The sequence below is a fragment of the Macrococcus epidermidis genome, from assembly GCF_003259695.1.
GTDB lineage: Bacteria > Bacillota > Bacilli > Staphylococcales > Staphylococcaceae > Macrococcoides > Macrococcoides epidermidis.
In genome coordinates, this window is record NZ_PZJH01000002.1 from 19394 (window position 1) to 32923 (window position 13530).

21 protein-coding genes are annotated in these 13530 nt (G+C 32.5%); all 21 read left to right on the top strand.

Features of this window, described 5'->3' with window-relative positions:
* Positions 1-135 precede the first annotated feature (135 nt).
* The 21 genes from BHU61_RS06720 to gpG all read left to right on the top strand — a co-directional run bounded on the left by BHU61_RS06720 (position 136) and on the right by gpG (position 13500).
* Positions 136-531: a beta-sandwich lipoprotein gene (locus tag BHU61_RS06720; RefSeq protein ID WP_111715608.1), complete on the top strand. Its 396-nt coding sequence runs from the start codon at positions 136-138 to the stop codon at positions 529-531.
* Positions 532-542: 11 nt separating this feature from the next.
* On the top strand, positions 543-827 hold the full coding sequence (locus tag BHU61_RS06725; protein WP_111715609.1) for a hypothetical protein: 285 nt from the start codon (positions 543-545) through the stop codon (positions 825-827).
* Positions 814-1257, top strand: coding sequence for a hypothetical protein (locus tag BHU61_RS06730; protein ID WP_111715611.1), 444 nt, complete (start codon positions 814-816; stop codon positions 1255-1257). The genes BHU61_RS06725 and BHU61_RS06730 overlap by 14 nt, the downstream gene beginning before the upstream one ends.
* Positions 1258-1659, top strand: coding sequence for a hypothetical protein (locus BHU61_RS06735; RefSeq protein WP_111715612.1), 402 nt, complete (start codon positions 1258-1260; stop codon positions 1657-1659). It begins immediately after the preceding gene.
* Between the two features lie 89 nt (positions 1660-1748).
* A complete protein-coding gene (locus BHU61_RS06740; RefSeq protein ID WP_170122487.1) occupies positions 1749-2204 on the top strand; it encodes an ArpU family phage packaging/lysis transcriptional regulator in 456 nt (151 codons plus the stop codon).
* Positions 2201-2749 (top strand): site-specific integrase, encoded by a 549-nt coding sequence (locus tag BHU61_RS06745; RefSeq protein ID WP_111715616.1) that lies wholly within the window; start codon positions 2201-2203, stop codon positions 2747-2749. Before BHU61_RS06740 ends, BHU61_RS06745 begins: the two co-directional genes overlap by 4 nt.
* Positions 2750-2975: 226 nt before the next feature.
* On the top strand, positions 2976-3416 hold the full coding sequence (locus BHU61_RS06750) for a hypothetical protein (RefSeq protein ID WP_111715617.1): 441 nt from the start codon (positions 2976-2978) through the stop codon (positions 3414-3416).
* A gap of 161 nt (positions 3417-3577) precedes the next feature.
* The gene (locus BHU61_RS06755; protein ID WP_111715619.1) at positions 3578-3904 is read left to right on the top strand and encodes an HNH endonuclease; all 327 of its coding nucleotides are present in this window, start codon (positions 3578-3580) and stop codon (positions 3902-3904) included.
* A gap of 121 nt (positions 3905-4025) precedes the next feature.
* Positions 4026-4937, top strand: a complete 912-nt coding sequence (locus BHU61_RS06760) for an HNH endonuclease (RefSeq protein WP_111715621.1) — start codon at positions 4026-4028, stop codon at positions 4935-4937.
* A gap of 190 nt (positions 4938-5127) precedes the next feature.
* Positions 5128-5460 (top strand): P27 family phage terminase small subunit, encoded by a 333-nt coding sequence (locus tag BHU61_RS06765; protein ID WP_111715622.1) that lies wholly within the window; start codon positions 5128-5130, stop codon positions 5458-5460.
* On the top strand, positions 5435-7198 hold the full coding sequence (locus BHU61_RS06770) for a terminase large subunit (protein ID WP_111715624.1): 1764 nt from the start codon (positions 5435-5437) through the stop codon (positions 7196-7198). The genes BHU61_RS06765 and BHU61_RS06770 overlap by 26 nt, the downstream gene beginning before the upstream one ends.
* A gap of 225 nt (positions 7199-7423) precedes the next feature.
* Positions 7424-8644 (top strand): phage portal protein, encoded by a 1221-nt coding sequence (locus BHU61_RS06775; protein ID WP_111715905.1) that lies wholly within the window; start codon positions 7424-7426, stop codon positions 8642-8644.
* Positions 8625-9419 carry a head maturation protease, ClpP-related gene (locus BHU61_RS06780; protein WP_111715626.1) on the top strand — a complete coding sequence of 265 codons (795 nt, stop codon included), beginning with the start codon at positions 8625-8627 and terminating at the stop codon, positions 9417-9419. The genes BHU61_RS06775 and BHU61_RS06780 overlap by 20 nt, the downstream gene beginning before the upstream one ends.
* Positions 9420-9432: 13 nt before the next feature.
* Positions 9433-10602 carry a phage major capsid protein gene (locus tag BHU61_RS06785; protein WP_111715627.1) on the top strand — a complete coding sequence of 390 codons (1170 nt, stop codon included), beginning with the start codon at positions 9433-9435 and terminating at the stop codon, positions 10600-10602.
* 40 nt (positions 10603-10642) lie between these two features.
* Entirely contained in the window at positions 10643-10855 is a 213-nt protein-coding gene (locus BHU61_RS06790) for a hypothetical protein (protein ID WP_111715629.1), read from the top strand.
* Between the two features lie 25 nt (positions 10856-10880).
* The gene (locus BHU61_RS06795) at positions 10881-11147 is read left to right on the top strand and encodes a head-tail connector protein (RefSeq protein WP_111715907.1); all 267 of its coding nucleotides are present in this window, start codon (positions 10881-10883) and stop codon (positions 11145-11147) included.
* Complete coding sequence (locus BHU61_RS06800) at positions 11144-11488, top strand: phage head completion protein (RefSeq protein ID WP_111715630.1); 345 nt, start codon at positions 11144-11146, stop codon at positions 11486-11488. Before BHU61_RS06795 ends, BHU61_RS06800 begins: the two co-directional genes overlap by 4 nt.
* On the top strand, positions 11488-11865 hold the full coding sequence (locus BHU61_RS06805; RefSeq protein ID WP_111715632.1) for an HK97-gp10 family putative phage morphogenesis protein: 378 nt from the start codon (positions 11488-11490) through the stop codon (positions 11863-11865). Before BHU61_RS06800 ends, BHU61_RS06805 begins: the two co-directional genes overlap by 1 nt.
* The gene (locus BHU61_RS06810; protein ID WP_111715634.1) at positions 11862-12260 is read left to right on the top strand and encodes a DUF3168 domain-containing protein; all 399 of its coding nucleotides are present in this window, start codon (positions 11862-11864) and stop codon (positions 12258-12260) included. Before BHU61_RS06805 ends, BHU61_RS06810 begins: the two co-directional genes overlap by 4 nt.
* Positions 12261-12322: 62 nt before the next feature.
* Positions 12323-12970, top strand: a complete 648-nt coding sequence (locus BHU61_RS06815) for a major tail protein (RefSeq protein WP_111715636.1) — start codon at positions 12323-12325, stop codon at positions 12968-12970.
* A gap of 83 nt (positions 12971-13053) precedes the next feature.
* Complete coding sequence (gene gpG / locus BHU61_RS06820; protein WP_111715637.1) at positions 13054-13500, top strand: phage tail assembly chaperone G; 447 nt, start codon at positions 13054-13056, stop codon at positions 13498-13500.
* Positions 13501-13530: the final 30 nt, after the last annotated feature.

Genomic DNA, 13530 nt, shown 5'->3' on the forward strand with positions numbered 1-13530 from the left:
CGAAAAATATTACGAAAAGAATTAAGACCAAACGGGTATGAACCACCTTATAGATATGACGTAATAAAATATAAAAATAAAGATGTTATAAACGTAGTAATAAAAAATATACGATTATGGTAGGGGGATTGAGTAATGAAGAACATATTAGGAACGACATTATTAGCTATAACCTTATTCCTAACAGCTTGTGGCACAGAAGCGGACAGGGTAACAGAGAACTTATCACAGGAGTCTGATAATTTTAATACAGTAAGAAAAGTAACTGTGATCAATGCAATCAAGAATGACATCATCTTTCAGATGTCAGGTCGGATGTCGATTAAAGCAGATAGAAAAGATAAGCAATTAGAAGTGGTTGTTGAAAATGATAAAGGACAATATCAAAAACATATTATCGGTTTATCTGATAATGTTTCATATGTTGTCGAAGATATGAATGTAAAAAACGTTAGTAAATATAGATATGAAATTAACTACAATCCACATATGTGGATTCCTGCAATACCTAAACCAAAATATGTCGACTAGGGAGTGTCATAATGTCTGAGGGGATAATCTTATTAGATGGATTAGATATAAGAAGTATAGATGATTTGATTACAGTGCTACACGCTTATAAGGATAAAGATATTAACAGAGATGAAATAATGATACTAATGGACCATTTGAAACAAGGAATGATGTTCTGGGGCATAGACTTCCCTCATATCGTAATATCACCTAGTTGTTTTGGTATGACTTTAGAAGAAACACGTCAAGCAACATTAATCGCTACAACAAAAATAAAAGAATTAAAAGGAGAGAATAAAAATGAACACAATTAATTTAGGTGGAAAAGTATTTGATTTAGTGCCACGTCAAACGATTATAGCAGAAGAGATAAAAAAAGAATTCACAATGCCACATGATATTAATTCTGAGATTAAACCAGTAGTTGATGAAGTTAATGATCCAACACCACAAGCTCAACCAGCAGTTAAAGATGTTAATGGTATTCATGATGAAATTATTGATACATTGAATCAACGAGATATGAAAGGTATTAATAAATATGGTCAACCATTTATAGAGTCTAACTTATCGGTAGAAGAGTTACTTGATTATGGATTTGAAAAATCTTTAGACGATTTGCAATGCAACAGGATCACTAAGAAGAGAATCGATGAAGTAATAAACTTATTAGCACCACACGAAGAGATACCTTTTATTGGGGAGTCATTAAAATTATTAAGAGGAACAGAGGAGGATATTTAAATGGCAGAGATAAATAATAATACAATCAATATAAAATTTGATGAAGTTGAAGTTAATAAGATTATTAAACCAATACAAACAGAAGCGGATAGAGTAATTAATAAGCTGGATGAAGTATTAGCGATTCAAAGTGAAATATTATGCAACCAACCAATTAAATCAATTGCATTAGATAGCATGAAGATAAGTAAAAGCATTGAAGATAAAATCATAAAACAGAATGTTAGATATGATAAAAAGAAAGATTCTATTAATGTCATTAATGAATTAAAAGAATTTCTGAAAGGTAGATATGAGGATTGTATGAATGATCAGCAACACTATAAAGATGAAATACATGCATATGAGGTAATCATATTAAAAATAAAAGAATTAGAAGCGTTACAAGCATCACAGAAATAAGAAGCATAAATAAAAAAAGCACCGCTTCACGCGATGCATGTTTTATATATACGACATATATATTATAACATGAAATGTGGAGGGTGCTAATGACATCATTATTAACTGAGATGAAAAACCTGGACTTTATTAAAACAAGAAGAAATGTTTACCGTATATTCAAACGCTATAACAAACTATTAAACTTATTACCTTTAAGAAGTATGCCATCTGTAACGCAATCATTCAGTTTCATTCCACCTTCAACAGTATCAGGACTTAATAAGATTGAGGTTAGTGCAGATAAGAATATTAAACGTGAACAGATGTTAAAAGAAAGAGAAGTATTATTGAAAAGAGTGCATGAAGCGGTTGATAATTTAAAGCCCGATGAGAAGTATATTATCGTCAATAAATATCTTCAGGATGAAAGAGGTATAGACTTTGAAATCTATACAGATTTAGGTATCGGCAAAACAAAATACTATGAAGTAAAGAATGATGCTATTATCCGTTTAGCTTTTTATCTTGGCATAGATGAATATATGGAGGATGATGCAGAATGAACTTTGTAGAACCTATTCGTAACCCAGATATGATCGTGGCAATCGAGAGACATCTTAAACAGAAGAGCGAACGCAACTATATATTATTCTTAATTGGGATATACTGTGGCCTGAGAATATCAGATATACTTCAATTAAGAGTATCTTCTGTGCAAGGTAACACAATAAGATTAAGGGAACAGAAGACAGGTAAGCAGCGTAAGATACAGATACATAAGAACCTTAAAGGACCGCTTCAAGAATATATAAAGGATAAACCTCCAGAAGAGTTCATCATCAAATCAAGACAGGGATTTAATAAACCAATATCACGCGATATGGCGTATAAGATATTAAGAGAACTAACTGATTACTTTGACCTGGAATCAATCGGTACGCATTCAATGCGTAAGACATTCGGCTATCATTATTATAAAGGTACAAAAGATGTGGCGACACTACAGAAGATATTCAATCATAGTAGTGAAGCAATAACATTAAAGTACATAGGAATCACACAGGATAGCATAGATGAAGCAATGACTAACTTTAAATTTGTATATTGATAAATGGATCTGAATCATATTCAGGTCCATTTTATTAGACTTAAATTAAATAGATAATTGTTATAAGTACTTTATTAAGTTAAAGAGTTATTCATAAATAAGCAATGTATAACTTGTTTTCTGAAAACTTATAGAAACATTGATATGACTAGGGTTATAATGAATTCATGAGTTATACACAATATTAGATATGAATAACTCAAATACAATTAGGGAGGTGAAATACATGAATGTATTTAAAGACTTAAATAATATAGTTATGAAAGAACGACAGGATTATAGCAATCAAATCCAACGAAATATAAATGATGCTGAAGAATTATTTAATAGAGTGCATCCTATCTTTGAAGAAATGAAAGAAGCTTTATCAGTAAACAAAGAAATAGTAGATATAAAGGAAGAGAGACATGAAAACTATTTAATAAAGTTTTTAAACTCTAAAGTGCTTTCAATTGTACCTGGTGGAGTAGATGGAGAAGAAGTAATAGCGTTAAGAGTGAACATATCAGATAGATTAGTCGATATATATACTATCACACAATTAAATGGTAAAGATGATAGTTTGTTTAAACCTTTATCTCTGGATGCTATCAAAGTGATTAAAGATGAAGATTTGAAAGAACACTTTGAAGATGTATATTTAAATTTTGCACGCATGGTATTATAGGAGTGTGATTTCGCGAACTTTTGGCGAACTTTTCACGAACTTTTGGCGAACAAAAAACGGTCAAAATTTTGACTATAACGTGTTAATCTTTATATAAGGAATGATGTAACAAGAGGTCATAGCTTAATTGCTGTGACCTCTTTTTTTGTGAGGTGATTTATATGAGTAATATCAGAAAGAAACAGAAATTTGATTGGTTCTATAAGAAGCCGGCGTGGAAAAAGATAAGGCTTGTTGCATTAGAACGTGATGATCACTTATGTCAACACTGTTTAGAAAAGTACGATGAGATGACACCGGCAGATGTTGTTCATCATATCGTATATGTCGAACATGATATTCAAAAAGCATTAGACATAGATAACTTAGTATCTTTGTGTCACCATTGTCACAATAAAATTCATGGCGAAGATGAGAAACGTAAAAGTGTTAAAAGTAAACGACAAAAGATGATTGATAGCAAGAAAGTAAATATAGTTAAAGTATAAAAAAGATTTGCAATACATGTACTGTAGGTTTTTGATAAAAACTTTCTCTTCTATTTTGATAACGGTGTATCAGTCTTACCTGATATTTTCTTTAGTAAGGAGATAAAGAGGAGGATGAACAATGAAGAGTAGAGTTCACGAAGTGTTTGCACAACATGACACAATAATTGAAATGAATAATAAGAAGCTAGGTATTACGAAGATAGCACTGAGGTTAAAAGTGGATAAAAAAGTAATCCGGAAGTATTGCTTATCTAATGGTATCGAATTACATAGAAGAACATATTACAATCAATGCAAGGAATGTAATGAAACGTTTGAATCAATCAGATATAACAATAAGTTTTGTAGCACGCGATGTAAAGCGAAATGGAATACAAGATACTATAAAGAAAATGATATTAGCAATACATGTGAATGTAAACAATGTAATAAAGTATTCGAAGTACCTAAAAAGAAAGGCTACAAAGCTATTTGCAAAGAGTGTACATACAACAACAAGACGAAACATCTTGTTGGCATGTCATGTTCTTTAATAGGACAACATTCAAGTGTTTTTATTAAAAGATGTAATCAATGCAACATTTATTTTACAAGTAACATAAGAAAGCAATTCTGTAGCGAAAAATGTAGAAAGAAAAGCGCAGTTAGAATAGTATATTCTAAAAAATGCAAAGAATGTGGTAAACATTATTCACATTCATATCAAGCGTCAAGATATTGTAGTGTTCAATGTAGTAAAAGATATCAAAATAGACAAAAAGAAATCAAAAGAAGAAAAAGGATAATGCTGAATGGTTCATACGATACAAGTATATCAATTGAAAGATTGATTAAAAGAGATGGTTGTAAATGTTATATATGTGGAAATGACACAGATAAAACATTACATTATAACGAAGATAAATATCCAACTATTGAACACGTCATACCTATAGCAAAAGGTGGCATTCATGCTTGGGAAAATGTAAAGCTTGCATGTAGAAGTTGCAATAATGAAAAAGGAATTAAAGCACTTGGAGAAATAATGTAAATTCTTAAAAATAAAATCCCCCCTACCTTAATAAATTTTTTTAATACGCCGTGACAACGGCGACGCAGGATCCTGTGTGAAAAAGTTGGATTTTTTACTTAAAGGGGGTAAATTCGACAAAATTTATTATTTTCAGATTTAATGTTTTTAGATTTAAAAATGTAGAAAAATGTAAAGGTGGTGAGGGATTATGGCAGTTCCAACTAAGAAGAAAATAATAGAATTTTTGGGTGATCAATATCAGGAATCTGATGATTATTTAATCGATTTGTATGTTGAAAACCATCAAATTTACCGAAAAATGCGTCAGGAATTGAGGTCACAAGACTTTATGATGCCACATACAAATAAAGCTGGGGCTACAAATATGACCAAGAATCCACTTCTAATTGAAATTCCTAAATACGTTCAATTATTAAATGGTCTGTTAAAAAGTTTAGGACTTACTGTTGCTCAACGACAAAAACTATCTTCTATTATTGAAGAAGGTGCATCTGATGACGACGGTTTCGATTCATTCTAAACCAACTGAGATTAAAGAATGGTATCTGATTTGGAGAGCACAGCAAATCAAAGCGGGTAACATTCTTGATTCAGTTTCAGATGTTTTATTAACAGATTGGTACGCTGATCAAATTATTTCCGGTGCAATACATGCATGTGAAGATGTTGTTTGGGCGTGTAAAAGACATAAGAAGGATTTAGAACGCGCCGGGACAGAAGATTTTCCATATATTTTTGATAAAGAAAAAGCACATAGACCAATAAGATTTATTGAAAAGTTTTGTAAGCCTTCAAAAGGTGACTTCTTTAATATTATTCTTCAGCCCTGGCAACATTTTGCTTTGGGTTCATTGTATGGCTGGGTTCATAAAGATACAGGACTAAGAAGGTTTAAAGAAGGATTGATATTTGTACCTCGTAAGGCGGGGAAAACGACAACGATCTCAGGTTTAACTACTTATGCTGTTTCTAAGGATGGTGAGCGTGGTGCTAGGGTTTATGTATTGGCAAATGCAAAGCAACAAGCGAGAGAGTTATATGATGAAGCACGTGCGATGGTACAAGCTTCACCCTCCTTAAAAAAGCGAATGAAAGAAACAGGTATAGCAATTACTCATCCTGAAAGTAAATCTAAGATTGAACCACGTGCATCTGACTCTAAGAAATTAGATGGTTTAAATACATCTTTTGCAGTTTTTGATGAGATACATGAATTTACGAACTATAAATTAATCAACGTTATCAAAAGATCTTGGTCAGCACGTAAACAACCATTGCTAGTATACATAACTACTGCAGGATATGAGCTAGATGGACCATTAGTTGATTTTGTTGAATTAGGAAAAGATGTAGTGCGTGGTGTAGTAGACCAGGATTCACAATTTTATTTGATGTATTCAATGGACAACATTAAAGAGATAGAAAATCCTGAATTGTGGGTGAAAGCTAATCCGAATATAGGTGTGACAAGTGATTTGCCTTCTTTAGTTAAAGACTATAACACTGATAAATTAAATCCTGGTCAACATGCTGACTGGATAACAAAACAATTTAATATTTTTGCGGATAATGATGAATTATCATTCTTGGATTATGACACATTGATAAGAAATGACGGTGAATTCAATCCAGAAGATTTAATCGGTAAACAATGTATTGGTGGTTATGACTTGTCTAATACAGAAGACTTCACCAGTGCATGTCTTGAATTTCCGATGGATGATGGAAGTGTTGCGGTAATTAGTCATTCATGGATCCCACGTAAAAAATCAAGGGAAGATGATTCTATTCCATATGAAGAATATGAACGAATGGGATTACTGACTATTTGTGAAAAGGATTATGTAGAAGAGGATATTGTAGAAGATTGGTTTATAGAAATGAGTAAAAAATACTCTATTCAAAAAATCGCATTTGATAATTACAATGCCTTTAGATTAAATAAATCTTTAGAAGCAAAAGGTTTTGAAATGGTTAAGATTATCCAGGGTCATAAAACTTTAAATGCACCAATGAAAAATTTAAAAGAAATATTTATTGATGGCAAAGTGAAATATAACAAAAATAAGTTGTTTAGATGGTATATCAATAATGTAAAACTTGTTATGGATCGTAATGGGAACTGGATGCCAACAAAACAAGGCAAAAACAGAAAAATTGATGGTTTTGCTGCTTTCTTAAATGCACATGTACTTGTCATGGAGATGATGGTCAATCCGGCTGGAAGCGGTGAAATTGAATTTGTAAGTTTTAGATAATGCATGGTCCTGAGCATGACCTTTATAAAAGGTTTATTTATTTTTACATTAATCTCTCTTTCGACAAAGGAAAATTGATGTAATGGATAATTTATAGTCTATATCCAGAAAGGATTGTGATCTAATTTATCTCATGGTGTTGGTATTACACTCGAAACTATTCGTGAAATAGCAATCCTAAAAGAAAGGAGCGATAAGGATGTGTCGAAACAGCATGTAGGAATAATGGATAGGATTAAGAGAATTATCACAGGTCCTTTAGAAAATACTATCATTCAGCATAATAATACTGTCGTTTCTGACTTTTCAGGATGGCACAACAAATATTTCTGGGGAATAGAACAAGCGACATTAGAGACGAATGAAACAATATTCGCTTCGATAAGTAGATTGTCTAATTCTATGGCAAGTTTACCTATAAAATTGTATAAAAATTATGAGAAGCAAGATACGGATACAGCAAGATTACTTACAAGAAGTCCTAATGTTAATATGACACCTTTCGAGTTGATAAGGCGTATTGAAACGATTAGGAACGAGAAGGGTAATGCATATGTCGTTATATCTCGTGATAGATTATTACAACCAGAGGCACTGTATTTATTGAATAGTGATAATGTTACGCCAGCAATAGATGGGAAAAGTAATGAATTATATTATGTTGTGAGAAATGGCGGAAACAAATTAATATTTCATAATGCTGAAATACTTCATTTTAAACACATATCTGCAATGAATTCTGAAGTAGGCATCAGCCCAATAAGTGTGCTGAAAAATACAACAGAATTTGATAATGCATTAAGGAAATTCAACTTGGATGAAATGCAGAAAATGGATGCATTTATCATTAATTATGCTACCACAGTAAGTGAAGAACAAAAAAGACGAGTGATTGAAAACTTTAAGCAATTTTTCTCTGAAAATGGTGGTGTTTTATTCCAAGAACAAGGTGTGGAAATTGAAAAGCTTGACCGAAAATATGTTTCAGAAGATGTTGTTAATGCTGAAAATTTAACACGTCAACGAGTGGCTAATGCTTTTGGTATTCCAACAGCATTATTGAATGCCGATGTTAATTCGATGAAATCTGTTGAGGAGTTAAATAGATTTTATTTAACTCACACATTGCTTCCAATCATAAAACAATATGAAGACGAATTTAATAAGAAATTATTAAATGAAAACCAAAAAAACGAAGGGTTTTATTTCAAATTTAATACTAAGGCTTTATTAAGAGCTGATGTTGCTACCCAAGCAGAAGCATATTTCAAAGCTGGTAGAACAGGATGGTACACGGTTAATGAAATTCGTGGATTTGAAGACATGCCACCAATTGAAGGTGGAGATGTAGCAATGGTAAGTGGAGATTTATATCCGATCACTTTATCACCTGCAGAACGCAATCCCGCTAAAGGAGGTGATAACAATGACAAAAAAGACGAGTGATTTCTTCCAAATGCAGAAAAAAGCTCAAAATGAAGCGGAAATCTATATTTATGGACCTATTACTAACTCAAAATGGGAAGATTCTGATGTCACTGCCTCAGATTTTAAAGAAGAATTAAAAGCACTTGGAGATGTTGAGGTCATTAACCTTCATATTAATTCAGGTGGCGGAAGTGTATTTGGTGGGCATGCTATTTACAACATGCTTAAATCACATAAAGCAAAAATTAATGTATATGTTGATGCTTTAGCAGCGTCAATTGCAAGTGTTATCGCGATGAGTGGTGACGCTATTTTTATGCATGAAAATAGCATGATGATGATTCATAATTCGTGGATTGTAACAGCAGGAAACGCTAAAGAACTACGTGAGACAGCTGATTTAATGGAAAAAATGGACAAATCAAGTAATACTGCATATCTCAATAAGAATTCTAAAGTTTCTCAAGATCAACTTGAAGAGATGCTTAAAGAAGATTACTGGATGACAGCCCAGGAAGCGTATGAACTCGGATTTGCAGATGAAATTATTGGAGCTAATCAAATGGCTGCAAGTATCACTGAGGAACAATTAAAACAGTATTCTAAAGTGCCTGAAGCAGTTGCGAAGGATGTAGAAAAAGTAGTAGACACTTCTGTAATTGAAGAAATAGTACCTGATTCACAAGAAAAAATAAATAAATCAACTGAAGTTGATAGAAAACTAATTCTCGAACGCTGCAAAACGATAAAAGCAGAAGTCGAGGATTTTTTAATTTCTCAAAACAAATTTTAAAGGAGGGCATACAATGCCAACATTATTCGATTTAAGACAAACTGCCACAATGAATGGTGAAAAGTTAAAAGCAAAGCAAGAAGAATTAAATAAATTAGTATCAGATCCAACATCAAAAGATGAAGATATTTTGAAAGTTGAAACGGAAATTACAAGTTTAGAAAAACGTTTCAATATTTCAAAGTCTCAATTAGATAAAATGGAAAATGAAATGAAGGAAAAACAAAACCTTGATGCTCAACAAGGTGCAGGATTTGCTGAGTTATCTAAAGAAGACCAAGTAGTTAAAGCAAAAGCAGAATTCTATCGTCATGCTCTAATGCCAAACGAGTTCTCTAAACCATCTGAAGATGCACAACGTATTCTTTTACACGCGATTCCTGCAGGAAATGAAACTGGTGGTGATAAATTATTACCAACAACAGTTAGTAAAGAAATTATCACTGAACCATTTGCAAAAAATCCATTACGTGATATTGCTCGTATGACAAATATCAAAGGATTAGAATTACCTCGTTTATCTTACACATTAGATAACGATGATTTCATATTAGACACTGAAACAGCTCACGAAATGCAGTTAAAAGGTGATTCAGTTAAATTTGGTCAAAATAAATTTAAAGTATATGCTGCAATTTCTGACACAGTTCTACATGGTTCTGATTTAGATTTAGTAAACTGGGTTGAAAATGCACTACGTAGTGGTTTAGCTGCTAAAGAACGTAAAGATGCATTTGCAACTTCACCTAAATCTGGTTTAGAGCATATGTCTTTCTATGAAGCGGGTAAAATTAAATCTGTATCTGGAAAAGATGTATTCACAGGAATTATGGCTGCATTAGCAGATCTACATGAAGATTACCGTGAAAATGCGAAAATTGTTATGCGATATGCTGACTATCAATCTATGTTATTAACTTTATCTAACGGTACAACTTCATTCTTTAATACTGCACCAGAGACTATTTTTGGTAAAGAAATTGTATTCTCTGATTCAGCAGTTAATCCAATTGTCGGCGACTTTAACTATTTTGGAATCAACTATGAAAATACAACATTCGATACAGATAAAGACGTTAAAAAAGGTGAGTATTTATTTGTACTTACTGCATGGTATGACCAAGTGCGTACTTTAGATGCTGCGTTCCGTATCGTAAATGTTTCAACATTACCTGCTGGCTAGTCTACAGGTAATGTATTTTATAAATTAGGAGGCATAATTAATGGCTAAGTTTAGAGTAAAAAAACCTTTTGAAGGTACACGTGAAGGTCGTGTGTTTGATAAAGTTGGTGAAGTTGTTGAAATGACTGTAAAACGTGCTGAAGAAATTCAACACAACATTGACGGTTCACATCCGGATTATGGTGAAGTATTAGAAAGATTACCTGAAGAAACTACAAAGAGCGCTGCTAAATCAGAAACAGATAAAGAGTAGGTGAAAGCCTATGTCTGAATTTGTTATTGAATTAGAAAAAGTTAAAACCTGGCTTAAAATAGATGGCCCAGATTTTGATGATGAAATTTTAGATTTAATATCTGAAGCACAATCAGAATTGTTATTGTCTGGTGTGCCAAATGTCGAAGAAACAGATCCTGCTTATCCTCTTTATCGTAAAGCTTTAAAGTATATTATTACGCGTGACTTTGAGTCAAGAGGTATGGAAGATGTTGAAGATAAGACTTTAACTTCGCTTGTACTTAAACTGAAAGCGAGTGTTGGATCATGAGGTTTAAAAGGAATAAATATGTTAATGACAACATTAGCCATTTAGACAAACGTATTGAAATATATAGCGTTTCGGATGCATCTGATGATGGCTGGTCAACGCCTAGTGAAGAACTTCTTATGAAGGTTTGGGCAGAAATCATCAATGATAAGTCATCAGATAGTCTAAATGAAATTCAGTTGGGTAACAAAACAGTAAAAAAATTGAGAATACGTTATCAAAAAAGCATTGTAACAGACATGCATGTCGTACTTAATTCAGAAAGATTTACAATAACTGAGATACTCGGCAAAGATTCACGACAACCATATATGTATCTTGTGATGGAGCGTGATGAGTAATGTCCGTTGAAATTGAAGGAATTAATGATATAAGTAAAAATCTTCTGAAGATGGTTCGCAATATTGAAGGTGCCGAAAAACGTATTGTTAATGCTGGAGCTAAAGTAGACTTTGAAGAAATCAAGAATAATTTATCTGTAGGTAGTGGTAAATCTCGTGACACATTAACAATTGGAGAATTTAAACGTGATAGCAATGGTGGATACGTTTTAATTGGATGGACTGAAGAAAGTAAGGTTGCTTATAGAGTTCATTTCGTAGAATGGGGTACGGTTCATCAGCCACCACAACTCAAAATTACAAATGCTCTGAGAATGTCGCAAAATAAAAAGTTAAAAGCGATGAAAGAAGAGATAAAAAGGAGTTTGAAAATATGATTGATGATCCGTATAAATTTATAAGAGATATTCTTATTAAATCACCAGACGTCACGAAACTAGTACCTGCTAGCAATATTAAAAATTTAGTTATTCCAGAAGAGTTAAAAACTAAACCGCCATATATAAGGATTTCGGTAATCGGTACGCCAGATGTAGAATTTGGTGATGGTGAAATACACGCATCAGGTATACATTTTCAAATTGATATATGGCAACAAAATGGATTGATGACTACCGGTAATATTATTAAACGTTTATTAAAAGCAAATGGAATTAACTTTGTAGATTCTTTAGAACCACACACCGAAAGAATTACTGATTATGTATCTCTATATAGAGATGCTAGACGTTATTATTACGCCTATGAATTAGATGAAAAAGATATTTACTAAAGACATTCAATTGGATGTCTATTTTTTATACAAAAAAACAATATTATTGGAGGAATTAAATTATGGCATATAAAGCTATTGAAGAAAAAGTAGGTTCATTCGTAAATATTAGTGGATTCCATGTAGCAGAATTAACAACAGATGAAATGGGTAAGGCGCCAGTATATGATGAAATTCGTCATATTCGAGGAGCTCAACAAATTAAGGTAGATAAAGATCAAGATACTATTGAAAACTGGGGAGATGGAGAAATTCAGGAATCAGCTGTATCTCAAGGTAAAACTAAAGTAGATTTACAAGCGTTCGCAATTCCGTTAGCAATTCGTGCATGGTTAGCTGGATTAGAAGTAGATGAAGATGGAACTGTTATTCAACGTGGTGGAACATTAAATCCCCCTAACGTAGGATGCATTTTCTACAAAGAAAAAGCAAATAAAGATATTGAAGCGATCGCATTAACTCGTGGTGTGTTTGCAGTTGAAGGTGACGATGCTAAAACAGCTGAAGAAAAAACAGACTTCGGTAGTGCTTCAATCAACGGTGAGTTCTCATCTCGTTTGTCAGATAATATTAAAGAATACCGTGAAGTTATCGCAAAAGATGACAAAGCAGCACTAGATAAATTATTTACTAAAGTATTCGGTAAAGCTGCTCCAGCAACAAGTTTACCAAAAGGATGGGCTGTACCATCTGGTGTACCAGCAGGATAAAAAAATAATTTAAAGGGGCATCGTCCCCTTTTTAATTTTGGCCAAAATTAAAAAATACAAATTAGTGAAAAGAGGAATTTAAAATGACTGAAGAATTATTAAAAGAAGCAGAAGTATTAGTTGAAGAATCAAATGAGGAAGAAATTGAATTTGATTTTCTTAAAGAAATCGAACTTGCAAATGATGCAGGAGTAACACGTACTGTATACGCGCCAAATATTGTACCAGGACGAGTATACAGAAAAGCTATTTCATTACAATATCAAACACGTCAACGTATGTACAAAAACGATGGTAAAGGTAAGTATGAAAAAGATGAAAAAGGACATTATATTCCGTTAGAAGCAACAGAAGAAAGTGAATTAGGATTATTAGAATTACAAGAAGAGTTCTTAGTTGAATATTTCAACAATCAATTTACAGTCGAAGAATTACGTAATGGATTAGATGCACGTAAATATCAAGAAACTTTAGATCATGCTTATAATAGTGCGTTGGGAAACCCTACCGTAGAAGTGAAGAAAAAGTAAATGATAATGATGATGAAGATGAAGTAGAAC